24 protein-coding genes are annotated in these 25,362 nt (G+C 70.6%); 17 read left to right on the top strand and 7 right to left on the bottom strand.

Annotated features, from left to right (window positions below; all coding sequences use genetic code 11):
• Positions 1 to 29: 29 nt before the first annotated feature.
• Complete coding sequence (locus ACK1X7_RS06960; protein ID WP_385149246.1) at positions 30 to 713, bottom strand: glycerophosphodiester phosphodiesterase; 684 nt, start codon at positions 711 to 713, stop codon at positions 30 to 32.
• A 308-nt stretch (positions 714 to 1,021) separates the two neighbouring features.
• Between ACK1X7_RS06960 and ACK1X7_RS06955 the strand changes: the two genes are divergently transcribed.
• From ACK1X7_RS06955 to ACK1X7_RS06945, 3 genes are read left to right on the top strand one after another with little or no spacing between them, the layout of a single operon-like run.
• Positions 1,022 to 2,419: a DUF6421 family protein gene (locus ACK1X7_RS06955; RefSeq protein WP_385149243.1), complete on the top strand. Its 1,398-nt coding sequence runs from the start codon at positions 1,022 to 1,024 to the stop codon at positions 2,417 to 2,419.
• A gap of 53 nt (positions 2,420 to 2,472) precedes the next feature.
• Positions 2,473 to 3,255: an SDR family NAD(P)-dependent oxidoreductase gene (locus ACK1X7_RS06950; RefSeq protein ID WP_390795648.1), complete on the top strand. Its 783-nt coding sequence runs from the start codon at positions 2,473 to 2,475 to the stop codon at positions 3,253 to 3,255.
• Positions 3,252 to 4,313: a threonine aldolase family protein gene (locus ACK1X7_RS06945; protein WP_385158176.1), complete on the top strand. Its 1,062-nt coding sequence runs from the start codon at positions 3,252 to 3,254 to the stop codon at positions 4,311 to 4,313. The genes ACK1X7_RS06950 and ACK1X7_RS06945 overlap by 4 nt, the downstream gene beginning before the upstream one ends.
• Positions 4,314 to 4,388: 75 nt before the next feature.
• Here ACK1X7_RS06945 and ACK1X7_RS06940 read toward each other — a convergent pair whose 3' ends face one another.
• On the bottom strand, positions 4,389 to 5,120 hold the full coding sequence (locus ACK1X7_RS06940) for a lysophospholipid acyltransferase family protein (protein ID WP_216347930.1): 732 nt from the start codon (positions 5,118 to 5,120) through the stop codon (positions 4,389 to 4,391).
• Positions 5,121 to 5,296: 176 nt separating this feature from the next.
• Between ACK1X7_RS06940 and ACK1X7_RS06935 the strand changes: the two genes are divergently transcribed.
• The 6 genes from ACK1X7_RS06935 to ACK1X7_RS06910 all read left to right on the top strand — a co-directional run bounded on the left by ACK1X7_RS06935 (position 5,297) and on the right by ACK1X7_RS06910 (position 11,338).
• Positions 5,297 to 5,662 (top strand): TlpA family protein disulfide reductase, encoded by a 366-nt coding sequence (locus ACK1X7_RS06935; RefSeq protein WP_385158174.1) that lies wholly within the window; start codon positions 5,297 to 5,299, stop codon positions 5,660 to 5,662.
• A 194-nt stretch (positions 5,663 to 5,856) separates the two neighbouring features.
• Positions 5,857 to 6,363 (top strand): flavin reductase family protein, encoded by a 507-nt coding sequence (locus ACK1X7_RS06930; protein WP_413114769.1) that lies wholly within the window; start codon positions 5,857 to 5,859, stop codon positions 6,361 to 6,363.
• A 239-nt stretch (positions 6,364 to 6,602) separates the two neighbouring features.
• Entirely contained in the window at positions 6,603 to 7,388 is a 786-nt protein-coding gene (locus ACK1X7_RS06925; protein ID WP_386948215.1) for an electron transfer flavoprotein subunit beta/FixA family protein, read from the top strand.
• 84 nt (positions 7,389 to 7,472) lie between these two features.
• Positions 7,473 to 8,435, top strand: coding sequence for an electron transfer flavoprotein subunit alpha/FixB family protein (locus ACK1X7_RS06920; protein ID WP_413114768.1), 963 nt, complete (start codon positions 7,473 to 7,475; stop codon positions 8,433 to 8,435).
• A 180-nt stretch (positions 8,436 to 8,615) separates the two neighbouring features.
• Positions 8,616 to 9,905, top strand: a complete 1,290-nt coding sequence (locus tag ACK1X7_RS06915; protein WP_413114767.1) for a DUF6986 family protein — start codon at positions 8,616 to 8,618, stop codon at positions 9,903 to 9,905.
• A 221-nt stretch (positions 9,906 to 10,126) separates the two neighbouring features.
• Positions 10,127 to 11,338, top strand: a complete 1,212-nt coding sequence (locus ACK1X7_RS06910) for a hypothetical protein (protein ID WP_413114766.1) — start codon at positions 10,127 to 10,129, stop codon at positions 11,336 to 11,338.
• A 44-nt stretch (positions 11,339 to 11,382) separates the two neighbouring features.
• On the opposite strand, the gene ACK1X7_RS06905 is transcribed toward ACK1X7_RS06910, so the two are convergent.
• Positions 11,383 to 12,051 carry a GAP family protein gene (locus tag ACK1X7_RS06905; RefSeq protein WP_385141089.1) on the bottom strand — a complete coding sequence of 223 codons (669 nt, stop codon included), beginning with the start codon at positions 12,049 to 12,051 and terminating at the stop codon, positions 11,383 to 11,385.
• A gap of 137 nt (positions 12,052 to 12,188) precedes the next feature.
• On the opposite strand from ACK1X7_RS06905, the gene ACK1X7_RS06900 reads away from it, so the two are divergent.
• Complete coding sequence (locus ACK1X7_RS06900; RefSeq protein WP_385141085.1) at positions 12,189 to 12,572, top strand: SHOCT domain-containing protein; 384 nt, start codon at positions 12,189 to 12,191, stop codon at positions 12,570 to 12,572.
• Positions 12,573 to 12,595: 23 nt separating this feature from the next.
• Here the strand turns inward: ACK1X7_RS06900 and ACK1X7_RS06895 are convergent, their stop codons facing one another.
• Complete coding sequence (locus ACK1X7_RS06895; RefSeq protein ID WP_390794596.1) at positions 12,596 to 13,048, bottom strand: hypothetical protein; 453 nt, start codon at positions 13,046 to 13,048, stop codon at positions 12,596 to 12,598.
• A gap of 168 nt (positions 13,049 to 13,216) precedes the next feature.
• Complete coding sequence (locus ACK1X7_RS06890; RefSeq protein WP_385141079.1) at positions 13,217 to 14,278, bottom strand: LacI family DNA-binding transcriptional regulator; 1,062 nt, start codon at positions 14,276 to 14,278, stop codon at positions 13,217 to 13,219.
• A gap of 145 nt (positions 14,279 to 14,423) precedes the next feature.
• Between ACK1X7_RS06890 and ACK1X7_RS06885 the strand changes: the two genes are divergently transcribed.
• Both ACK1X7_RS06885 and ACK1X7_RS06880 read left to right on the top strand, forming a co-directional pair.
• Complete coding sequence (locus ACK1X7_RS06885; protein WP_385141076.1) at positions 14,424 to 15,401, top strand: ROK family protein; 978 nt, start codon at positions 14,424 to 14,426, stop codon at positions 15,399 to 15,401.
• 106 nt (positions 15,402 to 15,507) lie between these two features.
• Positions 15,508 to 15,663, top strand: coding sequence for a hypothetical protein (locus ACK1X7_RS06880; protein WP_385141073.1), 156 nt, complete (start codon positions 15,508 to 15,510; stop codon positions 15,661 to 15,663).
• Positions 15,664 to 15,732: 69 nt separating this feature from the next.
• Here the strand turns inward: ACK1X7_RS06880 and ACK1X7_RS06875 are convergent, their stop codons facing one another.
• On the bottom strand, positions 15,733 to 17,790 hold the full coding sequence (locus tag ACK1X7_RS06875; RefSeq protein ID WP_385141070.1) for an NPCBM/NEW2 domain-containing protein: 2,058 nt from the start codon (positions 17,788 to 17,790) through the stop codon (positions 15,733 to 15,735).
• Between the two features lie 213 nt (positions 17,791 to 18,003).
• Between ACK1X7_RS06875 and ACK1X7_RS06870 the strand changes: the two genes are divergently transcribed.
• From ACK1X7_RS06870 to ACK1X7_RS06855, 4 genes are all read left to right on the top strand, one after another.
• Positions 18,004 to 19,287: an ABC transporter substrate-binding protein gene (locus tag ACK1X7_RS06870; protein WP_216346083.1), complete on the top strand. Its 1,284-nt coding sequence runs from the start codon at positions 18,004 to 18,006 to the stop codon at positions 19,285 to 19,287.
• A gap of 12 nt (positions 19,288 to 19,299) precedes the next feature.
• A complete protein-coding gene (locus tag ACK1X7_RS06865) occupies positions 19,300 to 20,214 on the top strand; it encodes a carbohydrate ABC transporter permease (protein WP_382956636.1) in 915 nt (304 codons plus the stop codon).
• Positions 20,211 to 21,128 (top strand): carbohydrate ABC transporter permease, encoded by a 918-nt coding sequence (locus ACK1X7_RS06860; RefSeq protein WP_413114765.1) that lies wholly within the window; start codon positions 20,211 to 20,213, stop codon positions 21,126 to 21,128. The genes ACK1X7_RS06865 and ACK1X7_RS06860 overlap by 4 nt, the downstream gene beginning before the upstream one ends.
• A gap of 207 nt (positions 21,129 to 21,335) precedes the next feature.
• Positions 21,336 to 22,370: an NUDIX hydrolase gene (locus ACK1X7_RS06855; RefSeq protein ID WP_361504304.1), complete on the top strand. Its 1,035-nt coding sequence runs from the start codon at positions 21,336 to 21,338 to the stop codon at positions 22,368 to 22,370.
• Between the two features lie 127 nt (positions 22,371 to 22,497).
• Here ACK1X7_RS06855 and ACK1X7_RS06850 read toward each other — a convergent pair whose 3' ends face one another.
• Positions 22,498 to 23,859, bottom strand: a complete 1,362-nt coding sequence (locus tag ACK1X7_RS06850; RefSeq protein ID WP_390794598.1) for a dipeptidase — start codon at positions 23,857 to 23,859, stop codon at positions 22,498 to 22,500.
• A 171-nt stretch (positions 23,860 to 24,030) separates the two neighbouring features.
• Between ACK1X7_RS06850 and ACK1X7_RS06845 the strand changes: the two genes are divergently transcribed.
• Positions 24,031 to 25,236, top strand: a complete 1,206-nt coding sequence (locus tag ACK1X7_RS06845) for a geranylgeranyl reductase family protein (protein ID WP_385141060.1) — start codon at positions 24,031 to 24,033, stop codon at positions 25,234 to 25,236.
• Positions 25,237 to 25,362: the final 126 nt, after the last annotated feature.

Below are 25,362 nucleotides of genomic sequence, written 5' to 3'. Positions count from 1 at the left end.
CGTACGGGTGAAGGTGGCCGGTAAGGGCGTCACGCCGTGAAGCGCGCCGCCCGCCGGATCTCCGGGAAGTCGGTGGTGGCGCCGTCCAGCCGGAGGCCGCGGACCAGCTTCAGATGGTCGGGGGTGTTCACGGTCCAGCCGATCACCCGGAGGCCGGCGGCGTGTGCCCGCTCCACCAGCTCCAGGGTCACCCTGCGGATGTTGAGCACCAGCATTCCGGCGTCGACGGCCTGCGCCCGGTCGATCACATCGAGGCCGTAGCGGCTGGCCACCAGGGCGGTGCGGGCGGTGGGGAGCAGGGTACGGATCTCGGCGAGCGCCTCGTCGTGGAAGGACAGCACGTCCACCCGGTCCAGCAGATCGCGGCCGGTCAGCACCTCCGCCAGCGCCCGGGCGGCCGCCGTGTCCTTGATCTCGGCCTGGAGCGGCGCCTTGACGGCGTCCACGACCTCCTCGAAGACCGGGATCCGCTCGCCCTCCCCGGCGTCCAGCTCACGCAGCTCCGCGAGGGTGAAGTCGCTGATCGGGCCCTTCCCGTCGGTGGTGCGGTCGACGTCCGCGTCGTGCATCACCACGAGCGCGCCGTCCTTGCTGAGATGCAGGTCCAGTTCGATGACGTCCATGCCCTCGTGCTCGGCCCGGACAAAGGATCGGAGGGTGTTCTCCGGCTCGACGCCCATCACTCCGCGGTGTCCGATGGTGAGAAAAGTCAACGCTGTCTCGCTCTTCTGACGGCCCTTGACGGCCTTCGTCGGGTCGTCTCGTCGGGTCGGGGGGAGGCAGTGGGGAGGCAGATTCGTCGGCTCTCGGCGGGCGGGCCGCCGGACCGGCGCACACCATACCGGCCGCTCATGACAGGACTGCTCAAGCGGGGCCGTGGCATGAGCCGGGCCAATGGGGGCAGGAAAAACTGCGGTGGTGCGGGTGTGACGCAGGATGATTTCCCGTACCGTCGCTTGAGCGAAGGAGTGTCTGGTGGCTACGGTGGTCGTACGCAAGTTTCTCCGGTTAAGGAGTGGTCATGACGGAAATTCTTTCGTCCCCGATAGCTGAAGGTGGCGTTCTGTCGGCAGAGCGTGTGGTCGAACATCCGGCCTGGCCGACCCTCAAGGACGCCGTCGAAACGTTTCGCCCGTGGCAGTCCAAGGACGGCTCCATCGACTTCGACGCCGAGGGCGCACCCACCCGCGAGACCGCCGCGGCGACCATCGCCCAGGTGATCGAGGCCATCGAGAAGCTCGCCCCGCTGCTGCCGCACGACGCCGACTACCACCGGGCACTCGTCGCGGATCTGCGCCGCTGGGCCGAGGGCGGCTTCGCGGTCCCCGACTTCCTCGACTCGCTGCTCGCCTTCCAGCCCGCCCGCACGCGCGCCGACGGCCTCCCGCACCTCGTCGTCTTCCCCATGTACACGCAGAACGGCAACCCGGACCGCAACCTGGAAGCCGTGGTGCTGCGCATGGTCTGGCCGGACTGGCTGGCCGAGCTGGAGCGCACCCGCTATGACAACCCGCTCTACTGCGGCCTGGCCTTCGAGGACTTCACCTCCGGCTACGACACCAACTCCGCGGTGCTCTTCCCGGAGACCATCGCCGTCCGCGAGGCCCCCGAGCGGTTCACCTGGGGCGGCATCTTCTGCGACCGCGAGGCGGCCCGCTTCCGCCGGGTCAGCGATGCCGCCGTCCGGACTCTCGGGCTCGAACTCCCCGAGGACATCCGGGACATGCTCGCCGACCAGCGCCGCTGCCAGGAGGCGTTCGCCCTGTGGGACATGGTCCACGACCGCACCCACAGCCATGGCGACCTGCCGTTCGACCCCTTCATGATCAAGCAGCGGCAGCCGTTCTGGATGTACGGGCTGGAGGAGCTGCGCTGTGACCTCACGGCCTTCAAGGAGGCCGTGAAGCTGGAGGGCGAGGGGGTCGCCCAGGGCCGTGACGTCCAGTACGCCGTGATCTTCGACCGGATGTTCCGGTTCCCCGTCACCGGCGCGCGGGTCCGCAACTACGACGGGCTCGGCGGTCAGTTGCTCTTCGCCTACCTCCACCAGCACGACGTCGTACGCTGGACGGACAACACCCTGCATATCGACTGGTCCCGCGCCTCGCAGGTCACCAACCAGCTCTGCGGCGAGATCGAGAAGCTCTACCGCGACGGCATCGACCGCCCCAAACTGGTCCACTGGTTCAAGGCGTACGAGCTGGTGTCGACGTATCTCGCACCTCACCCCGGCTCGGTCTGGGCCAAGGGTCCGGAAGCCCTGGACCTGGCCCAGCCGCCGCGCAAGCTCGTCGATGACGTGCTCCCCGACGAGTTTCCGCTGAGCATGTTCTACGAGGCACTTGCGAAGAAGCTGCGTGACGTGGTCGCCTCCACCAAGGGGATCACGGCCGACAGCGACCTACCGGCGGCGGCATGAGCCCCGCGACGGCGGACAGCCGCCGAGCGGGGAAGAACGAGGAGGCAGCGAGCATGACCACACCGACGTCGAGCCCCAGCCCGAACGAACCGGGCCAGCGGCCGCTGGACGGTGCGGTGGTGGCGGTGGCCGGCGCGGCCGGGCCCGCGGGCCGGGCCACGCTGCTCCGCCTCGCCGAGGCCGGCGCCACCGTCGTCGCCTCCGACTCCGACCCGGTGCGCTTGGCCGAGGCCGTGGACGCGGCGCGCTACGCCCACGGCGGCGCCAGTGTCACCGGCGAGACGGTCGACCTGCTCGACCTCGACGCCGCCCGCGCCTGGGCCGACCGCACCGAGAAGGAGTTCGGCCGGGTCGACGGGCTGATCCACCTGGTCGGCGGCTGGCGCGGCAGCAAGACCTTCGCCGACGCCCCGCTCGCCGACTGGGACACCCTGCACAATCTGCTGATCCGCACCGCCCAGCACACCTCCCTTGCCTTCCACGACGCCTTGCTGCGCAGCGGCAAGGGCCGCTTTGTGCTGATCAGCGCGGGGGGCGCGGCCAAGCCCACCGCGGGCAACGCCGCGTACGCCGCCGCCAAGGCCGCCGCCGAGGCATGGACGCTCGCGCTCGCCGACTCCTTCCGCAAACTGGGGGGCGAGGGCAACCCCTCGGCGGCCGCTGCCATCCTGGTGGTCAAGGCGCTGGTGCACGACGCCATGCGCGCGGAGCGCCCCAACGCGAAGTTCGCGGGCTTCACGGACGTCAAGGAGCTGGCCGAGGCCATCACCGGACTCTGGGACCAGCCCGCCCAGGAAGTGAACGGAACCCGCCTGTGGCTGACCCCCAAGCCGTGAGGACCGACGCCCGTCGCCACCACGACCCCGAGGTGAGCGGCTTCGCCAGCGACAACTACGCCGGCGCCCACCCCGAGATCCTCGCCGCGCTCGCGCTCGCCAACGGAGGCCATCAGGTCTCCTACGGCGAGGACGACTACACCGCGCATCTCCAGTTCGTCATGCGCAGCCACTTCGGCCCGCACGCACAGGCGTTCCCGGTCTTCAACGGAACCGGCTCCAATGTCGTCGCGCTCCAGGCGCTCACCGACCGATGGGGCGCGGTCATATGTGCCGAGACCGCCCATATCAACGTCGACGAGTGCGGGGCGCCCGAGCGCGTCGGAGGGCTCAAGCTGCTCACCGTCCCCACCGAGGACGGCAAGCTCACCCCCGAGCTCATCGACCGCCAGGCATGGGGCTGGGACGATGAGCACCGGGCGATGCCGCAGGTCGTCTCGATCGCCCAGAACACCGAGCTGGGCACCGTCTACACGGTGGACGAGATCCGGGCCATCTGTGATCACGCCCATGAGCGCGGGATGAAGGTCCACCTCGACGGCGCCCGGATAGCCAACGCGGCCGCGTCCCTGGATGTGCCGATGCGCTCGTTCACCAATGCGGCGGGCGTCGACATCCTGTCCTTCGGCGGCACCAAGAACGGGATGCTCTTCGGCGAGGCCGTCATCGTCCTCGACCCGGACGCGGCGGGCGCCATGAAGCATCTGCGCAAGCTGTCCATGCAGCTCGCGTCCAAGATGCGGTTCATCTCCGTCCAGCTCGAGGCCCTGCTCGCCCGCGATCTGTGGCTGCGCAACGCCCGCCACGCCAACGCCATGGCCCAGCGGCTGGCCGACGGGGTGCGCACGGTGGACGGAGTGGAGATCCTCCACCCGGTCCAGGCCAACGCGGTCTTCGCCCGCCTCCCGCACGAGGTGACCGAGCGCCTCCAGAAGCGCTACCGCTTCTACTTCTGGGACGAGGCCGCGGGCGATGTGCGCTGGATGTGCTCCTTCGACACCAAGGAGGAGGACGTCGACGGATTCATCACCGCCGTCAAGGAGGAGATGGGCCGCTAGGGCCCGGAGGCGGTACGGGCCCAGGGCCCGGGTGCGGTACGGGCGGGCCACCGGGGCCCGCCCGCGCAGGTTTGGTTACCGGCCCCGGTCCAGGGCCAGCGCCTCGGCCGGGGTGGGAGCGGTGCCGCCCAGATGGGCCGGGACCCACCAGGTGTCGTCCGGGCCCTTGGGCCGCACCGGATACGCCCGCTGCGCCGCCTCCAGCAGCTCCTGCACCCGGCCGCGCAGCCGCTCGGTCAGGGTGTCCGAGGGCTCGGTCGGGTCGGCCTCCATCGGCTCGCCGACCCGCATCGTGATCGGGAAGTGATGGCGGCCCAGCGCCCGCTTCTGACCCTTGGTCCACAGCCGCTGCGTGCCCCACAGCGCCATCGGCAGCAGCGGGACGCCCGCCTCCTGCGCCAGCCGGGCCGCGCCCGACTTGAAGTTCTTCAGGGCGAACGACCGCGAGATCGTCGCCTCCGGGAAGACCCCGATGATCTCGCCGGAGCGCAGCGCCCTCAGGGCGTGCTTGTACGCGTCCATACCCGCCGCGCGGTCCACCGGAATGTGCTTCATCGCGCGCATCAGCGGCCCGGAGACCTTGTGCCGGAAGACCGACTCCTTCGCCATGAACCGCACCAGCCGCTTCGCCGGACGGGCGGTCAGCCCGCAGAAGACGAAGTCGAGATAGCCGATGTGGTTGCTCACCAGAACCGCGCCGCCCGCCTGCGGGACATTCTCAGTGCCCTTGATGTCGAAGCGCAGATCGAGCGCCTTGAACATGGTGCGGGCCATGCCGATCACCGGCGGGTAGACGAGCTCTGCCATTGAGGACCCTTCGTCGTATGCCCTGGGAGGGTTCTCCGGGCGGAAGTTACGCGGCCGTAGGTTTCCGGCTTCTGGCAGATGGTGCCCGATGTCGTCCCGATGTGCTACCGGACGGCGCCGCCCGGCCGGGAGATCCTCATCACGTCGGGGGCCTCCGGGGAATCTCCGGGCCGCCCATGACGCTGAACGGGGGAGGTCCCACCGGGAGGAGACAGGTGCGAGACGGCGACGGAGACCGGCGGCTGGGCGCCGCCGAGCTGGGCGCGGAACTGGGGGAGCGGGCGACGCTGCTCCAATTCTCCAGCGCCTTCTGCCAGCCCTGCCGGGCCACCCGGCGGACGCTGTCCCAGGTGGCCGCGATGGTCGACGGGGTGGCGCATGTCGAGATCGACGCCGAGGCGCGGCTGGAGCTCGTCAGGGCCCTGGGCATCGCCCGTACCCCCACCGTGCTGGTCCTCGACGCGGCCGGGCGGATCGTGCGGCGCGCCTCCGGGCAGCCGCGCCGGGCCGATGTCATCGCCGCTCTGGGTGATGCCGTGTGAGCCACCGCGCCCCGGACCCACTTGACGGTCCGCATCCGACGTGGCCAGGGTGAACATCATGCGGCCTGGACTCCTTCTCTGTGGACGTGTGCACGAGAGCCCGGTGCGGACGGCCGGCGCACGGTGTCCGGGCGGGTGAGCGAACGACGACAAGCACCGCCCCCCGCCCGTACCTCCGGCAGAAGGACAACTCAATGACGGCAACGCACGACCTCGGTACGTCCTCGCTCGCGACGTCCGACCTCTTCCGCTCCGTCTTCCGGCGGCACGCCTCCGGCGTCGCCGTGATCACCGCCCGGGGCGCCCGCCCCGTCGGCTTCACCGCCACCTCCCTCGCCTCCGTCGCCGCCGAGCCGCCGCTGCTCTCCTTCGGCGTGGGCAGCGGCTCCTCGAGCTGGCCGGTGCTCTCCGAGGCCGAGCACGTCGGCGTCCATATCCTCGGCGAGCACCAGCGGGAACTGGCCGCGACCTTCGCGCGCAGCGGTGCCGACCGCTTCGGACCGGCCACCGGCTGGCGCTCGGGCCCTGAGGGCGTACCGGTGCTGGACGGGGTGCTGGCGTGGCTGGTGTGCCGGGTGGTGGCCCGCATACCCGCCGGGGACCACCGGGTGGTGATCGGCGAGGTGACTGCGGGCACCGCGGCCGGGGCAGGCCGTCCGCTGCTGTACCACCAGGGGCGCTTCAACGCGCTGCGCGACTGAGCCGTGCGCTCCCGCCGGCGTGCGCTCAGCCCGTTGATCGCCACGTTGGCAAGGTCACAGTTCACGCGGCTTGCATCCGGGGAATGAGCTGGGTGTACTGACGAGTAATATTTTGCTGCGGTGCATGGGCCGCCCCGGCAGGAAACCGCCCGCGGTAGCGCCCGGGTCCCGCCCCCGAAGGCGCCTATGCTGCCAGCAACAAGGCAGCTCGGTAGAGACGATGCAGTAGGAGAGCCGGCGTGAGCTTGAGGATCGTTGTCTGTGTGAAGTACGTGCCCGACGCCACCGGCGACCGGCACTTCGCCGAGGACCTGACCGTCGATCGCGACGATGTGGACGGCCTGCTGTCGGAGCTGGACGAGTATGCCGTTGAGCAGGCCCTCCAGATCGCCGACGAGGCCGACGATGCCGAGATCACCGTGCTGACGGTGGGTCCGGAGGATGCCAAGGACGCGTTGCGCAAGGCGTTGTCGATGGGTGCGGACAAGGCCGTGCATGTCGAGGACGACGATCTGCACGGTACGGACGCGCTGGGTACGTCGCTGGTGCTGGCCAAGGCCGTTGAGAAGACCGGCTATGACCTGGTGGTCTGCGGTATGGCGTCCACGGACGGGACGATGGGTGTGCTTCCGGCGATGCTGGCGGAGCGGCTGGGTGTGCCGCAGGTGTCGCTGCTGTCGGAGGTGTCGGTCGAGGACGGCACGGTGAAGGGGCGCCGTGACGGGGACAGTGCGACCGAGTTGCTGGAGGCGGCGCTTCCGGCGGTGGTGTCGGTGACCGACCAGTCGGGTGAGGCGCGTTATCCGTCGTTCAAGGGCATCATGGCGGCGAAGAAGAAGCCGGTGACCTCCTGGGACCTGGAGGACCTGGAGATCGAGTCGGACGAGGTCGGTCTCGAGGGCGCCTGGACCGCGGTGGACGGCGCCACGGAGCGCCCGGCCCGTACCGCGGGCACGATCGTCAAGGACGAGGGCGAGGGCGGCAAGCAGCTCGCCGCCTTTCTCGCGGAGCGCAAATTCATCTGATGCCGCCTCGCGGGTCAGAAGTTCATCTGAGCCCCGCTGTCCTTACCGTCCGTTTCTTTCGCATGTCGCAGGAGAGCGATTCCCATGGCTGAAGTCCTTGTCTATGTCGACCACGTGGACGGTGCCGTCCGCAAGCCCACCCTGGAGCTGCTGACTCTGGCCCGCCGTATCGGCGAGCCCGTCGCGGTCGCGCTGGGCGCTGGTGCGGAGAGCACCGCGTCCGCCCTGGCCGAGCATGGTGCGGTGAAGGTGCTGACCGCTGACGCGTCCGAGTTCGCCGACTACCTCGTGGTGCCGAAGGTCGACGCGCTCCAGGCCGCGTATGAGGCGGTGTCCCCGGCCGCCGTGCTGTTCCCGTCCTCCGCGGAGGGCAAGGAGATCGCGGCGCGTCTCGCGGTCCGTATCGGGTCGGGCATCATCACCGACGCGGTGGATCTGGAGGCCGGTGACGAGGGCCCGGTCGCCACGCAGTCGGTGTTCGCCGCCGCTTTCACCACCAAGTCCCGGGTGTCCAGGGGGACGCCGGTGATCACGGTGAAGCCGAATGCGGCGGCTGTGGAGGCCGCTCCGGCCGCGGGTGCGGTCGAGGCGCTGTCGGTGTCGTTCTCGGAGCAGGCGACGGGGACGAAGGTGGTCTCGCGTACGCCGCGTGAGTCGACGGGCCGTCCGGAGCTGACCGAGGCGGCGATCGTGGTCTCCGGTGGGCGTGGTGTGGGCGGTGCGGAGAACTTCCCCGTCGTCGAGGCCCTCGCCGACTCCCTGGGTGCGGCCGTGGGTGCGTCGCGTGCGGCGGTGGACGCGGGGTGGTATCCGCACACCAATCAGGTCGGTCAGACCGGTAAGACGGTTTCGCCGCAGTTGTACGTGGCGGCGGGTATCTCGGGTGCGATCCAGCACCGGGCCGGTATGCAGACCTCGAAGACGATTGTGGCGGTCAACAAGGACGCCGAGGCTCCGATCTTCGATCTGGTCGACTACGGCGTGGTCGGTGACCTCTTCGAGGTCGTCCCGCAGTTGACCGAGGAGGTCAAGACCCGCAAGGGCTGATCCTCCGCGATCCCCGCAGGGCATTCCGTGAGGCCCCGTACGCGATGCGCGTACGGGGCTCACGTCTGCCGAAGGGGGTGTTGACCAGCCGTCGAGTGCCCGGATAACTTCGCGCTACGGATCATCGTTTCCGTAACGTGGAAACAAGCTGGATGTGGTGGGAAGGGCGAAGGAGCGGACATGAAGCCTCGGGAGACCGTGCCGACCAGCCTGCCCGGTGCCGTACGGGCATCCGTCGCAGACTCCCTCGCCGCCGTCGACGCCGAGCTGGCCCGCCGCTATCCGGGCGACCCGGGAACCCGCCAGCCCGTCCACACCGTCTACGTGCCCGCCGATCTCCTCACCGCCACCACCGTGCGCGACTGGGGCGACCAGGCGCTGGCGGCCCTCGACCAGCACGCCCCCGACGCCGACTCCTTCGCCGCCGTCCTCGGCCTCCCCGATGACCTCGCCGAACTCGTCCACGCCCGGGTGCGGGCCAAGCTGGAGCGCGAGCCGGTGGAGGATCTGCGCATCGACTTCGAGGACGGCTACGGCCCGCGCCCCGACGCCGAGGAGGACGCCGCGGCCGCCCGCGCCGCCTCGCTCCTCGCGGCCGCCTGCGCGGAGGGCACCGTGCCGCCCTACGCGGGCATCCGCATGAAGTGCATGGAGGCCGCCGTACGCGACCGGGGCATCCGCACCCTCGACATCTTCCTCACCGGGCTCATGGCGGCGGGCGGACTGCCGGACGGCCTGGTGCTCACCCTCCCCAAGGTGACGTACGCGGAGCAGGTCACCGCGATGGTCCGGCTGTGCGAGGAGTTCGAGAAGGCCCGGGGGCTCGCCCCGGGCCGCATCGGCTTCGAGATCCAGATCGAGACCACCCAGGCCATCCTCGGCTCCGACGGCCGGGCCACCGTCGCCCGGATGATCGACGCCGCCGAGGGGCGGGCCACCGGACTGCACTACGGCACCTTCGACTACAGCGCCTCCTGCGGGGTCGGCGCCGCCCACCAGTCCATGGACCATCCCGTCGCCGACCACGCCAAGGCGGTGATGCAGGTCGCCGCCGCCGGCACCGGCGTACGGCTCTCCGACGGCTCGACCAACGTCCTGCCCGTCGGCCCCACCGAGCGGGTCCACGACGCCTGGCGGCTCCACCACCGCCTGGTCCGGCGGTCATTGGCCCGCGCGTACTACCAGGGCTGGGACATGCACCCCGGCCACCTCCCCACCCGTTACGCCGCCGTCTACGCGTTCTACCGCGAGGGCCTGGAGGCCGCGGCGGAACGGCTCGCCGCGTATGCGGCCCGTACGGCCGGAGGCACCGGCATCGCCGACGAACCGGCCACCGCCAAGGCGCTCAGCGGCCATCTGGTGCGCGGGCTGGACTGCGGGGCCCTCGACGGCGCCGAGGTCGAGCGGCTGACCGGCCTGGGCCGCGCCGAACTCGACGCGCTGGCGGGCCGCGCCCCGGCCGCATCCTGACCTCGCCGGCCGCCCGGTCCGCCGGGAGCCGCGGACCGGCCGGAGGCCGTCTCGCGGGAGCCCGTAGACCCGACTGAGCCCGCCCGTCCGCTGAGGACCGTCGCGCCGGAGCCCACGGTTCCACCCGGGCCGCCGGGCCCGCTGATCCGCTTGGCCATATCCGCTCACCCGCACGTGTCACCCGGGATGCGGCCCCGCCGGAGAAGGCGGGAGATGGGGACATGGCCAGAAGCGCCGTGTCGGCCCTGCTGATCCTGCTCGGCTGCCTCCTCGTACCGGTGTCCGTGCTGACGGTGTGGGTCCACGACATCGTCCTGGACACCGACCGCTACGTGGCGACGGTCGCCCCGCTGGCGAAGGACCCGGCGATCCAGGACACCGCCGTGGACCAGGTAAGCCAGGCCGTCGACATCCGCCACAACAGCCGGGAGGTCACCGCCGACATCGCCTCCTGGCTGCGCGCCCACGGCCTCCCGGAACGGGCCGCCGACACCATCGAGGGGCTGGCCCCGCAACTGGACTCGGCCCTGGACCAGGCGGTGCGGAAGGTGGCGGCCCATATCGTGCGCAGTGAGCAGTTCCCCGCCGTGTGGACAGGCGCCAACCGGGCCGCCCACACCGCCGTCGTGGGCGCACTCACCGGTAAGGGCGGCGGGCCGGTCGGCGTCGAGGGCCACACCGTCACCCTCAACGTCGGCGCCGCCGTGGAGCGGGTCAGACAGCAGCTCGTGGACGCCGGGCTCCCCGCGGTGACCGGCATCCCCGACATCCACCAGAGGCTCGTCCTCTTCCACTCCGACCGGCTCGACACCATCAGACGGTCGGCGCGCTTCCTCGACCTGGCGGGCAACTGGCTGCCCGCGCTGACGGTGACCCTCGGCGGCACCGGAGTGCTGCTCGCCCACCGGCGCCGCCGGGCGCTCGCCCGCGCGGCCCTGGGCACCGCGCTCGCCTCCCTCGCCCTGGCGCTGGCCCTGGCGGTGGGCCGTGGCTACTACCTCGACCATGTGCCGGTGAGCGTGCTGTCCAGGGAGGCCGCCTCGGTCCTGTTCGACACGGTGGTGCGCTTTCTGCGGGTCACCGTGCTCACCGTGCTGGTGCTCGGCGTAGTGGTCGCGCTCGGCGCCTATCTGGTCGGCCCGGGGCGGTTGCCGAGCACGGTACGCGGCACCGCCGAGGTCCTCGCCGACAGCGCGGCCCGCTGGGGCGCCGCCCATGGGATGCGTACCGGCCGGGCCGGTACCTGGACCGCGGACCACCGGCGGGGGCTGACATCGGCGGCCCTGCTGGTGCCGGTCGCGGTGTTCGCCCTGTGGAACCACCCCACCGTGCTGACGGTCCTCTTCCTGGTGCTGATCCTGCTGGCCGCCCTGGCGGTGATCGCCCTCCTGGCCGCCACGGGCCGCACGGGGGCGCACGGCAGAGGCCGTTAGGGGCCACAGGCCGTCAGGGGGCCAGCGGGCCAGGGGCCAGACCATCAGGGGGTCAGGATGAGCACGATGAAGATCAGGCATGCGGCGACATTGACCACCCAGCTATGCGTGGTGAGCCACTCCCGGAGCCGCGGCATCGCGCGCTGCGCCCGGTGGCCGAGGAGGAGGTAGACCAGCAGCGGCAGCGCCGCGATCAGTACGGTGGCGGCGATGAACGGCAGCGCCGCCGCCAACCCCGCCCGGTGCTGCTCCAGATTCGCCCCTACGGTCAGCATCACCACGATGTCGGACGGCATGAACAGGATGATCAGGAAGCCGGTCGTGAGCGCCTTACGGGGACCGGCTTCCATCAGCGAGCCCAGCCACTTCGGCGGCTCGACCGTCCGCCGCCGCACCACGTTCTTGACAGCGACCAGTGCCAACAGCCCCACCAGCACCAGTTGGACGACCGACGCGGCCGATCCCCGTTGGTCCGGGCTGCCCGGCGAGACCACCTGCCCCAGCAGCCCGCACAGCCACCGGGCGAGAGCGACCCCCGCCGCGGTCGCGACCGCCACCCCGAGCAGAAACGCCAGGGACACCCGCACCGGCCGCGCGGTGGTCACCAGGATGACCGCGGCCACGATCTGAGGACCGGCCATCATGGTGACGGCCAGGGGGAGAATCTGGAGATCCACGGCCGCCTGCCCTTCCAGCCCGCGTCGCCCGGTCACACTCCCGACTCCCATTTCTACGCACGGCCCGCCGCCACGGCATCCGGCGCTGCGCCGACCGTGGCGCCGTAAGCTGGAGACGTGGGCCCGACGGAGCGCTCACGGCTGCGCCGGGCGTGGCCGACGGGAGGCTGACGATGACCTACCCACTGCTGAATGTTTTCCTGACCACGATGTGGGTCTTTCTCTGGATCCTCTGGCTGGCGCTTCTGTTCCGCGTCTTCACCGACCTGTTCCGTGACGACTCGCTGAGCGGCTGGGCCAAGGCGGGCTGGACCGTCTTCACCCTCCTGCTGCCGTTCCTCGGGGTCTTCGTGTACCTGGTGGCACGGGGGCGCGGGATGGGCATGCGCGAGATGAAGCGTGCCGAGCAGGCGGAGAAGGACTTCCGGGAGTACGTGCGCACGAGCGCCACCACCGGCCGGGCGGAGGAGCTCGAGCACCTCGTGGAGCTCAAGAACCACGGCGACCTCACGCCCGAGGAGTACGAGCGGGCCAAGGCCAAGGTCCTGGCCGCTTGACCGAACCATCGGCACCGCGGTGATCAGTACCGCACCGCGGTGCCCACCTGTGCCGTGATGCGTCCGGTGAGCTTGCGGTGGCTGCGGGCGGTGGCCTTGGTGGGCCGGTGCGGGGGCACCTTGGACAGATGCAGGACGACGGCGTCGACCAAGTCCCCGCCCGCGTTGCGGAAGTTGACCTCAATGGCGTAGTTGGCCGTGTGCTTACCCCGGTTGGTCACGGTCAGCGGAGCCACGGACCGTCCCGCGCCGTTGCGGGTCACCTGGCCGGCCTTCACCTCGTGCTTGGCCTGGGAGCCGCCCTTGATCTTGTCCAGCTCGGCCTGGGCCGACGCCCGCGCGGAGGCGATCGCGGCGGAGGCCCGGGACACTTGGGACGACGGGGTGCCCCCGCCGCCCGAACAGCCGACGGCGGCCGGCGCCAGCACGGCCATGAGGCTCACCGCGCAGATCGTCCGCGTTCGGCGCCCGCTCATCGCGTCTCCCTCGTTCCGGCGGCCGGGGTCCCGGGCCCTCCGCATCCACCCTCGGGGCGGTGGGGGACCGGGGCAACCGGAGCGGGGCCGTCCAGGCGTTCGGGGGAAACCCGTCGTTCGGGGATGGGCTCAGCGACGCGGGAAGGCGGGCCGTTCGGGGCGGGCCGGTCAGGGCGTGGACGTCGCGGGCGGGGGCAGTTCGCCCGAGCCACGCGGGATCAGCCGGGTCGGCAGGACGACCCGCTGAGGGTCCCCGCCCGCGCCGTCGAGGCGGCGGAAGAGCAGATCGGCGGCGGTGCGGCCGAGCTGGGCCGAGTCCTGGGCTATGACGGTGATCCCGGGGGAGAGCAGATCGGCGAGCTCGAAGTCGTCGAAGCCGACGAGGGCCACCGGCGGGGCGGGCGCGGGGCGCTCGGCCAGGACCCGTACGACCGTGACGGTGACCCGGTTGTTGCCCGCGAAGAGCGCGGTGACCGGCTCGGCGGCGTTCAGCATCGCGGTGGCCGCGGCCCGGACCCGCTCCGGATCGGTGGGGCCGAGCGACACCCAGGCGTCATGGACCGGCAGCCCGGCATCGCTCATCGCCGCGTGATAGCCGCGCAGCCGCTCGGTGGCGGTGTGGATGCCCGGCAGGTCGCCGAGGAAGCCGATCCGGCGGTGGCCGTGGGCGATCAGATGGGCGATGGCGTCGCGGGAACCGCCGAAGCTGTCGGAGAGGACCGCGTCGGCGTCGACACGGCCCGCGGGCCGGTCGACGAAGACGGTGGCGACCCCGGCCGCCATCTCGGGGGCCAGATAGCGGTGGTCATGACCGGCCGGGATGATGACGAGGCCGTCGACCCGGCGCGCGCACAGGGCGAGCACCAGCTCCTGCTCGCGCTCGGGGTCCTCCGCGCTGGAGCCGTTGATCAGCAACGCCCCATGGGCCCGGGCGATCTCCTCGACGGCGCGGCTCAGCGGACCGTAGAAGGGGTCGGCCAGATCCTCCAGGACCAGTCCGATGCTCGCCGTACGGCCCTTGCGCAGAATGCGGGCGCTGTCGTTGCGGCGGAAGCCGAGTGCGGTGATGGCCTCCTGGACGCGGCGCTCGGTGTCGGGGGTGACCCCCGGTTCGCCGTTGACCACTCTGGAGACGGTCTTGAGGCCGACCCCGGCCCGTGCGGCGACATCCTTCATCGTGGGCCGGGTGCCGTAACGGCGTGTTGCGGTGCTCGGGGCGGTGTCGGTCACAGTGCGCTCGTCCCGTCGCTGGTCGTCGTGGGGGAGGGAGTGACGAGCATAGCCCCTGGACAACGTTGTCAGCGCCGGGAAGACTGTTGTCGCACAGCGAACACGTCCATGCCCACCAGCATGCCCACCAGGAGAGTCGACACCTATGCCACGTGACCTCATCGCCGCACTGGACATCGGCGGGACCAAGATCGCGGGCGCTCTGGTGGACGGGAGCGGAAAGCTGGTCGTACGGGCCCGCCGCGCCACCCGTGCCCAGGAAGCCGGCGCGACGGTGATGCGGCAGGTCACCGCCGTGCTCAAGGAGCTCGCGGCCACCGCGCACTGGTCGCGGGTGGCCGCCGTCGGCATCGGCAGCGCGGGCCCGGTGGACGCCTCCGTGGGCACCGTCAGCCCCGTCAACATCCCCGGCTGGCGCGATTTCCCGCTGGTCGCCGGGGTCCGGGAGACCACCGGCGAACTTCCGCTGTCGCTGGTCGGCGACGGGCCCGCGATGACGGCCGCCGAGCACTGGCAGGGCGCGGCGCGCGGCCGTAAGAGCGCGCTGTGCATGGTGGTCTCCACCGGCGTGGGCGGCGGGCTGGTCCTGGGCGGCCTGCTGCACCCGGGCCCGACCGGCAACGCCGGGCACATCGGACACATCAGTGTGGAGCTGAACGGCGACCTGTGCCCCTGTGGCGGACGCGGCTGCGTGGAGCGGATCGCCAGCGGCCCCAACATCGCCCGCCGCGCCCTGGACGGGGGCTGGCGCCCGGGTCCGGACGGCGACACCAGCGCCCAGGCAGTCGCCGCCTCGGCACGGGACGGCGACCCGGTCGCGCGGGCCTCCTTCGAACGGGCCGCCCAGGCCCTGGCCGCCGGGATCGCCGCGACCGCCGCGCTCGTCGAGATCGAGGTGGCGGTCATCGGCGGCGGAGTGGCGGGCGCCGGGGACGTGCTCTTCACGCCCCTGCGGCACGCCCTGCGCGACTACGCGACCCTGTCGTTCGTCCAGGGGCTGGAGGTCGTCCCGGCACAGATGGGCACCGACGCGGGGCTGGTGGGCGCTGCCGCCGCGGCCGCGCAGGAGGCGCGGCTGGAGGGGTTCGGCCCGGTGGCGGGCACGCATCCGACCGGCGATTGAGCCCCGCTGTCACCGTCTCCCCCTATGCCGTTCGCCCTCAGCCCGAAGCCCTGAAGCCCGGCAGCGGCCAGGCGGGGCCGAGGAGAGCGCGAGGGGGAGCGGAGCGGTGGCACCGGTGGAGATGGGCGGCGATCTGTCCGGCAGGCTCCTGGGCGGGCGGTACCGGGTGACGGGCCGGCTCGGCCGGGGCGGCATGGGCGTGGTCCTCTACGTCAAGGCCGGCGATGACGACGAGCCCCTCCCCGGGCTGCCCGAGTGCTGAGCCCGGGCGGCCGCGGGAAGGGGCGGATCTCCGTGTGGTGGAGAGGTTTCAGCGTGGGGTGGAAAGGTCTCAGCAGGTGAAGGAGGCGTCGGCCCAGTCGCCGTGATCGCTGGTGATCCCGTCCCCGCCGTCGGTGACGACGAGCCGGACCGTGTTCGCCTGGCCGATGGCGGCGTCAAGGGCGGCGGCCGGATCGGCGTTGGTCAGTGTCTTGGACGACGCCACCTTGGTGTCGTCCGCCCACACCTCGAAGGCGACCGATCCCTCGGTGCCCTCCTCGTCGTCCACGCCGACCTGCGCGGTGAAGCGCGAACACCGGCCCCCGGTGTAGTACGTGACCTCGCTGGGCGCGTGCACGCCCAGGCCCTTGTCGTAGGTGGTGCCGCCGACGGTGAGCGGATGGCCGTCACCCGCCCCGCTCTCGCCGACGCTGGTGTTCTTCTCCACCGGACCCCAGCCGTTGAGCGCGCTCAGCCAGGGCAGATCGCTCGCGTACGACCTGCCGGAGGGCGGTGCGACCACCACATGGACCGCCGAGACCAGCCGCGCGTCGGCCTTGGCGCCCTTCGGTGAGCGGTAGTCGGCGCCGACCGTCAGATCGTACGCACCGGGCGCCGCCCCGGAGGGCGCGGTGACCTGCCAGCGCGTGGCCAGCTTCGAGCCGGTGGGCAGCGAGGCGGCCCGGGTCGGGGAGGTGGCCTTGATCCGCCAGCCGTCGGGGCCGGTGAGGCGGACCGAGACCTGATGGGCCGGGGTGCGGCCGAGGTCGGTGAGGGTGGTGACGACCTGGGCGGTGTCCCCGGCCTCGGTCAGCGCGGTGCCGTCGATGCCGAGTTCGGCGAGGGGCGGGTAGGAGGCCCAGCGCGTGTCGGCCGAGGCCCGGTAGAGCACGGTGCCATGGGCCGGGACGGTGGCCGAAATGGCTCCGGCGGTGTTGTAGTCCTTGTGCGACCACAGGTCGCGCAGCCGGTACGCGGTCGACTTCGGCAGCCCGACCCCGGTCGCCGTGGTGGCGATGTGCTGCGGCCGGTCGGTCTCGTTGAACAGCGCGACGGCGCGGCTGCCGTCCGCCATCTCCTTGGCGATGACCCAGCGCCCGCCCTCGGAGGAGACTACGGTGCCCTGCTTGCCGAGCGGGTCCTGGTCGACGCCGATGACCTCGCGATTGCCGAGGATCTCATAGGTCTCGTCGGTGGCCTTGCGCAGATCGGTGCCGATCAGCAGCGGTGCGGCCATGATCGACCACAGCGAGAAGTGGCTGCGGTACTCGGTGTCCGTCATGCCGCCGTTGCCGACCTCCAGCATGTCGGGGTCGTTCCAGCGGCCGGGTCCGGCGTGCTGCGAGAGCGGCAGGTTCTGCTTGGCGATCGACAGCATGCTGCCCCAGCTATCGCTGATGTCGCCCGTGGTCCGCCACAGTTGGCCGAATTCACCGGCCCATTCCCATGGCTTGTTCTCGCCCCATTCGCAGATGCTGTAGACGATGGGGTGGCCGGTGGACTCGGACGCGGCCTTCAGCGCGTCGCGCATGGCGCGGTAGCGCTGCTTGGCGTCGACACCCTGGTTATTGCAGTTGTCGTACTTGAGGTAGTCGATGCCCCAGTCGGCGAACTGCTGGGCGTCGGACTTCTCATGGCCGAGTGCCCCGGGGAAACCGGCGGTGTTGCAGGTCTTGGTGCCCGCGCTGGTGTAGATGCCGATCTTCAGTCCCTTGGAGTGGACATAGTCGGCGACGGCCTTGATGCCGTTCGGAAAGCGGACCGGGTCGGGGACCAGCTTGCCGTCCGCGTCGCGCTGCGGCAGCGCCCAGCAGTCGTCGAGGTTGACGTACTGGTATCCGGCGTCCTTCAGCCCCTTCGCCACGAAGATATCGGCGATGCCCTTGACCATCGCCTCGTTGAACTCGGCGCGGCAATGGGTGGAGTTCCAGTTGTTGAAGCCCATCGGAGGGGTGAGGGCGAGCCCGTCACCGGGCGCGGCGCCCGGCGCGGAGGCCGGTGTGGTGACCTCGGCGGGGTGCGACGGCTGGGCGACGGCCGGGAGGGCCAGGCCGGCCGTCGCCAGCAGGCCGGCGCTCAATGCTCCGATGACTCTTCGCTTCGAGGGGCGAAAACAGCGGTGGCGCACGATGCGGGTCCTCCGTTCTCGACGGGGGTGACGCAGTGTCATGGCTGCGTCACATGCGAGCGTTTACGGTAGACCCTGTTGGAGTCTGTTGGAAGAGATGCGATAACAGTTGTTCGATATCTCGTCAAAACCCTTGACGATTCGACTGGGTGCCGGGTGAGATCCCCTCACTCGCGTTCGGTTGTGTTTGATTGGACCTCTGTGGAGGGGCACATGGCACCGTCATTGTCAGGACATCGGATCTCCCGCCGTGCGCTGCTACGAGGTACCGCGGCCGGAGCCGGCGCGGTCGCCCTCCCGACGCTGCTGACCGCCTGCGGTGGTCCGGGCAACGAAGTGAAGATCGGCTCCAATGCCTCCGACGCCGTGCCCCGGAAGGCGTTCGCCGAGGTGTTCAACGCGTACGAGAAGAAGTCGGACAAGAAGGTCAAGGTCAACACCGTCAACCACGAAGCCTTTCAGGAAGGCATCAACCGCTATCTGAAGGGCACCCCCGACGACGTCTTCATGTGGTTCGCCGGGTACCGCATGCAGTTCTTCGCCGAACAGGGGCAGCTCGCCGAGATCAGCGATCTGTGGAAGGGCTTCGACGGCTTCTCCGACGCGCTCAAGGCGCAGTCCACCGGCAAGGACGGCAAGCAGTACCTCGTGCCGTACTACTACTACCCCTGGGCGGTCTTCTACCGGAAGAGCGTCTTCGCCCAGCGCGGCTATGAGATCCCGAAGACCTTCGACGAGTTCCGGGCCCTCGCCAAGCGCATGGACAAGGACGGCCTCGACGCCATCGCCTTCGGCGACAAGGACGGCTGGCCCGCCATGGGGACCTTCGACTATCTCAATATGCGGGCCAACGGCTACGACTTCCATATCTCCCTGATGGGCGGCAAGGAGTCCTGGACCGATCCCCGGGTCAAAAAGGTCTTCGACCTGTGGCGCGGGCTGATGCCGTACCACCAGAAGGGCGGCAACGGGCGGACCTGGCAGGAGGCCGCCCAGAGCCTGGCGCAGAAGAAGTCCGGTATGGCGGTCTTCGGACTGCCCCACCCCGGCCAGCAGTTCTCCGCCGCCGACCGCGACGATCTGGACTTCTTCGCCTTCCCCGAGATCGACTCCGCCTATGGTCAGGACGCGGTCGAGGCGCCGATCGACGGCTTTTTGCTGGCGAAGAAGTCCAAGCGGCAGAAGGAGGGCAAGGAGCTGCTGAAGTACCTCGCCACACCCGCCGCCGAGGAGATCTACCTGAAGCGGGACCCGAACAACATCGCGGTCAACGACGGCGCGTCCACCTCCTCGTACAACGCGCTCCAGAAGAAGGCCGCCGAACTCGTCTCGAACGCGAAGCAGATATCCCAGTTCATGGACCGCGACACCCGGCCGGACTTCGCGTCCCAGGTGATGATCCGGGCCATTCAGCAGTTCATCAACAAGCCGGACGACATCGACTCCCTGACCAAGGACATCGAGTCCCAGAAGAAGACCATCTTCGCCGGCAATTAGGAGATTCGCGCCGTGCCGCTGATCAACGCGCGGCGTGCCAAACGGCGGGGTCCCCGGAGGTTCACCTCCCGCGACCTCGCCGTTATCGGCGTGCTGCTGGGCATACCCATCCTGCTCGACCTGGCCCTGATCTGGGGCCCGACCCTCGCCTCCATCGGCCTGTCCTTCACCAACTGGGACGGGATCGGCGATATCCACTGGGTCGGCATCGACAACTACAAGACCCTCTTCACCGACTATCCGCCGTTCTGGCCCGCCGTCCGCAACAATCTGCTCTGGGTGGCCTTTCTCGGCCTTGTCGCGACCCCCTTCGGGCTGCTGCTGGCCGTACTGCTGGACAAGGGCGTCCGGTTCAGCCGGTTCTACCAGTCCACCCTCTATATGCCGGTGGTGCTCTCCCTCGCCATCGTCGGCTTCATCGCGCAGTTGATCTTCTCCCGTGACCAGGGTGCGCTGAACGCGATTCTGGCCAACAAGGACAACCCGGTGGACTGGCTGGGAGATCCGGAACTCAATATCTGGATGGTGCTGCTGGCGGCCGCCTGGCGGCACACCGGGTATGTGATGATCCTCTATCTGGCCGGGCTGAAATCCGTCGATCCCTCGCTCAAGGAAGCGGCCGCGATCGACGGTGCCAGCGAGACCCAGACCTTCTTCCGGGTCGTGCTGCCCACACTGCGGCCGGTCAATGTCATCGTCGGTGTCATCACCGTGATCGAGGCATTGCGCGCGTTCGACATCGTCTACGCCATCAACCATGGCCGTAACGGGCTCGAACTGCTCTCGGTGCTGGTCACCGACAACATCATCGGCGAGGCCAGCCGGATCGGCTTCGGCTCCGCGATCGCCGTCGTCCTGCTGGCCGTGTCCATGGGATTCATCGTGACCTATCTGGTGCAGGAACTGCGAGGGGGGAAGAAGGGATGACCATCACCCGGACCGCCCCCGTACGGAGCGTGACGCCGGTGACCGGCACCGGCAAGCGCCGGGTGACCCGTGGAAGGCTCGGGCTGCACGCGTTCTTGATGACCGTGTCGCTCGCCTTTCTCGCCCCGCTGCTGCTCGCCGTCTACGCCTCGCTGCGGCCCTACGAGGAGACCGCCAAATACGGCTATTTCTCGCTGCCACGCCATCTGTCGTTCGACTACTACGCGCAGGCGTTCAACGACTCCGGAATGGGCAAGTACTTCATCAACTCGCTCATCATCGCGGTGCCCGGAGTGCTGTTGACGCTGTTTCTCGCCTCGTTCGTCGCCTTCTGCGTGACCCGGCTGAGAATGCGCGGTGGGCTCGTGCTGCTGATGGTGTTCTCGGCGGGCAATCTGCTGCCGCAGCAGGTCATCGTCACCCCGCTCTATGTGCTCTTCACCAAGATCAATCTGCCCTATTGGATGTCGGACTCGATGACGATGTACGACTCCTACTGGGCCGTGCTCTCCGTCCAGGTCGCCTTCCAGGTGGGCTTCTGCGTCTTCGTCCTCGCCAACTTCATGCGCACCCTTCCCGAGGAGATCACGGAGGCGGCACGGGTGGATGGCGCGGGGGTGTGGACGCAGTACTGGAACATCACGCTTCCGCTGTGCCGGCCGGCGCTCGCCGCGCTCGCCACATTGCAATTCACCTGGATGTACAACGACTTCCTGTGGGCGCTCGTCTTCATCTCCGACGGTGACAAGCTGCCCATCACCTCCGCGCTCAACAATCTGCGCGGCCAGTTCTTCACCGACTACAACCTGCTCGCGGCGGGCTCGGTGATCGTGGCGCTGCCCACGGTGCTGGTCTTCCTGCTGTTGCAGCGCCACTTCATCGCCGGACTCACCCTCGGCGCCAGCAAGGGCTGATACGACAGGGGTCACCGTGGTCCATGTGGCCGCGGTGACCCCTGTGGCACAAGGGCCCCACGACCCCCGACCGCGCCCCACCGCACCGCCCCGCCTCATGCGCCCATACGGTCCGGAGCGGCCCGATCCGTCACTCGGTCGTCTTCGGGCGTTTCCGTGGCAGGGTGATGCGGGCAACTGTCAGGAGGCGATGGATTAGGGGGAAATGTGATCGTCTGGCTGAACGGTGCGTTCGGTGCGGGTAAAACCGCCACGGCCCGTGAATTGGTGGACTTCATGCCCGGCAGCACGTTCTACGACCCGGAGCTGGTCGGTAACGGTCTGCGGATGATGCTTCCGCGTAAACGTCTTGAACAGGTGTCCGACTACCAGGATCTGCCCTCCTGGCGCCGGCTGGTCGTGGACACCGGGGCGGCGCTGATCGCGGAGGTCGGCGGTCCGCTCGTGGTGGCGATGACGGTCCTCAGACAGGAGTACCGGGATGAGATCTTCGGTGGTTTCGCGGCCCGTCGCATCCCCGTGCGGCATGTTCTGCTCCACACCGATGAAACGATCCTTCGCGAGCGGATAGCCGGGCGCGAGGAGATACCCGGGGACCCGGACGCGAACGAGTCCGTACGCCAGTGGTGCCTGGCCCAGCTCGCTCCCTACCGGGCCGCCCTGCCCTGGCTGACCGCCGATGCCCATGTCGTGGACACCACCGGCAGCACCCCGCGCCAGACCGCCCAGCACATCGCCGACGCCGTCCGCGAGGGCGCCGGGAGCTGCGACATCGTGCAGACCCCGGAGCCGACGGCGGAGACGCTGGCCGCCGGGGTGCTGCTCTTCGACGAGGAGGACCGGGTGCTGCTCGTCGACCCCACCTACAAACCCGGCTGGGAATTCCCCGGTGGCGTCGTCGAACCTGGCGAACCCCCGATGTGCGCCGGGGTGCGCGAGGTCACCGAGGAACTGGGTGTACGGCTGGATGAGCCCCTGCGGCTGCTGGTCGCCGACTGGGAGCGCCCCCAGCCGCCCGGCTACGGGGGCCTGCGGCTGCTCTTCGACGGCGGCAAGCTCTCCAGCGCGGCCGCCCGGGAGGTGCTGCTGCCCGGCTCCGAACTGCGCGGCTGGCGCTTCGTCACCGAGAGCGAGGCCGCCGCGCTGCTGCCACCGGTGCGGCTGAGCCGACTGCGCTGGGCGCTGCGCGCCCGCGAGCAGGGCCGCCCGCTCTACCTCGAAGCGGGCGTCCCGACCGGCTGACCCGCCGGCCCGCTCGTACCTCGTCCGCCCGCCCGTGCCTCACCGGCCCGCCGCGTCACCCAGCGGGACCGGGCCCTCGCCCCACGGTCCGGAACCGGCCGCGGGGCGACGGCGGGGAGGGGGAAGCTCAGCCCTTGCCCGCCGCGTACATCCCCAGGAACAACGCCTCGGTCAGCGAGAGCTTCTCCAACTCCTGCGGCGAGACGCTCTCGTTGACCGCGTGGATCTGCGCCTCCGGCTCGCTCAGCCCGATCAGCAGGATCTCCGCATCCGGGTAGAGCGAGGCCAGCGTGTTGCACAGCGGGATCGAGCCGCCCTGCCCGGCGATGGCCATCTCCTGGCCGTCGTACGCCAGGCGCATCGCCTCCCGCATCGCCGTGTACGCCGGGCTCGTGGTGTCCGCGCGGAACGGCTGGCCCTGGCCGACCTGCTCCACCGAGAGCCGCGCGCCCCACGGCACCGAGGACCGGAGGTGCTCGGCGAGCAGCCGGCTGGCCTCGGCCGCGTCCACGCCCGGCGGCACCCGCAGGCTGATCAGCGCCCGCGCGCTCGCCTGGACGGACGGGGTGGCGCCGACCACCGGCGGGCAGTCGATGCCGAGCACGGTGACCGCGGGGCGCGCCCAGATGCGGTCGGCGACCGTACCGGAGCCGACCAGCCCGACCCCGTCGAGCACCTTGGCGTCCTTGCGGAACGCCTCCTCCGGATACTCCAGCCCGTCCCACTCCGCGTCCGCCTCGAGGCCCTTGACGGTGGTCGAGCCGTCCTCGGCGCGCAGCGAGTCCAGGACGCGGATCAGCGCCGCGAGCGCGTCCGGGGCCGCCCCGCCGAACTGGCCCGAGTGCAGATTGCCCTCCAGGGTCTCCACCGAGACCCGCAGCAGCGTCATACCGCGCAGCGTGGCCGTGACCGTCGGCAGCCCGACCCGGAAGTTGCCCGCGTCGCCGATCACGATCGTATCGGCGGTCAGCAGCTCCGGATGGGCCTCGGCATAGCGCTCCAGGCCGCCCGTGCCCTGCTCCTCCGAACCCTCCACGATCATCTTGACGTTGACCGGGACCCCGCCCTGCTCCTTGAGCGCCCGCAGGGCGGTGAGATGCATGATCACGCCACCCTTGCAGTCCGCGGCGCCCCGCCCGTACCAGCGGCCGTCGCGCTCGGTCAGCTCGAAGGGCGGGGTGTGCCAGGCGTCCTCGTCCAGCGGGGGCTGCACATCGTAGTGCGCGTAGAGCAGCACGGTCGGGGCACCGGCCGGACCGGGCAGAAAGCCGTAGACGGACTGGGTGCCGTCGGGGGTGTCCAGCAGCGTCACATCCTCGAACCCCTCGGCGCGCAGGGCGTCGGCGACCCACCGGGCGGCCGCCTCGCACTCCTCGCGCGGGAACTGCGCCGGGTCCGCGACCGACTTGAAGGCCACCAGCTCGGCCAGCTCGGCCCTGGCGCGCGGCTGAAGGGCGGCTACGGTGGCGGCGAGAGGCGCCTTCTCCATGGGGGTCACTCCTTGGGGGTGCGACGGGCGAGCGGCGGGATGCGCCGCGATGGGCACGTATGTACGGCTTGGTGCCGCGTGGCCGATCATCCCACAGCGGGGTCATCCGTCGGGGAGCCGTAGGATGCCGGGAAGGCGCATCAGGTCGGTCGATTGGGAGCGGATCCACACGTGAGCAGCGACAACGCAGCCCCGGACAATGAGACGGTATGGGACGTCGTCGTGGTGGGCGCGGGCCCCGCGGGTGCCTCCGCGGCCCATGCCGCCGCCTGCGCCGGACGCCGGGTGCTGTTGTTGGAGAAGGCCGAACTACCGCGCTACAAGACGTGCGGCGGCGGCATCATCGGTCCCTCGCGCGACGCGCTCCCGCCGGGCTTCGAACTGCCGCTGCGGGAGCGGGTGCACGCGGTGACCTTCTCGCTCAACGGCAAGCTGGCCCGCACCCGCCGCTCCAAGCACGCGCTCTTCGGGCTGATCAACCGGCCGGAGTTCGACGCGGCCCTGGTCGAGGCCGCCAAGGACGCGGGCGCCGAGGTCCGTACGGGCGTCGCGGTCACCCGCGTCGAACAGCACGGCCCGGCCGTGCCCGACCGGCGCACGGTCGCCGTGGTGCTCGCCGACGGTGAGACGGTGCTGGCGCGGGCCGTGGTCGGTGCGGACGGCAGTGCGAGCCGCATAGGCGCGCATGTCGGCGTGAAGCTGGACCAGGTGGACCTCGGCCTGGAGGCGGAGATCCCCGTTCCGGAGACCGTCGCGGAGGACTGGGCGGGCCGGGTGCTCATCGACTGGGGCCCGATGCCGGGGAGTTACGGCTGGGTCTTCCCCAAGGGCGACACCCTGACCGTCGGCGTCATCTCGGCGCGCGGCGAGGGCGCCGGGACCAAGCGCTATCTGGAGGACTTCATCGCCCGGCTCGGCCTCGCCGGATTCGAGCCGAGCATCTCCTCCGGCCATCTGACCCGCTGCCGCGCCGACGACTCGCCGCTGTCGCGCGGCCGGGTCCTGGTGTGCGGGGACGCGGCCGGGCTCCTGGAGCCGTGGACGCGCGAGGGCATCTCCTACGCGCTGCGCTCGGGCCGGCTCGCGGGGGAGTGGGCGGTGCGCGTCGCCGAGGCGCATGACGCGGTGGACGCCCGCCGTCAGGCCCTGAACTACGCCTTCGCGATCAAGGCGGGGCTCGGTGTGGAGATGGGCGTCGGCCGCCGTCTGTACACGATCTTCGCCCGCCGCCCCGGGATGTTCCACGCGGCGCTCACCGGCTTCCGCCCGGCGTGGCGCACCTTCACGAAGATCACCCGCGGCACCACCACCCTGGGCGACCTGATCCGCACCCACCCGGCCGCCCGCCGGGCCCTGGCGGCGATGGACCGGGGCTAGCCGCTTCAGCTCGGGCGTCGCGCGGCCGCGACGCGCCGGGCGGCGGTGATGCGTCGCGCGTCGCGTGGCGGTGACGCGCCGGGCGGCGGTGGCGTCGTGTGACGCGTGGCTGTGATGCGCCCGGCG

The sequence above is a fragment of the Streptomyces sp. CY-1 genome (genome assembly GCF_047218265.1).
In the GTDB taxonomy this organism is placed as follows: Bacteria; Actinomycetota; Actinomycetes; order Streptomycetales; family Streptomycetaceae; genus Streptomyces; species Streptomyces niphimycinicus.
The sequence above is the reverse complement of the archived record's forward strand: the minus strand, read 5'-3'. Positions and strand labels throughout refer to the sequence as shown.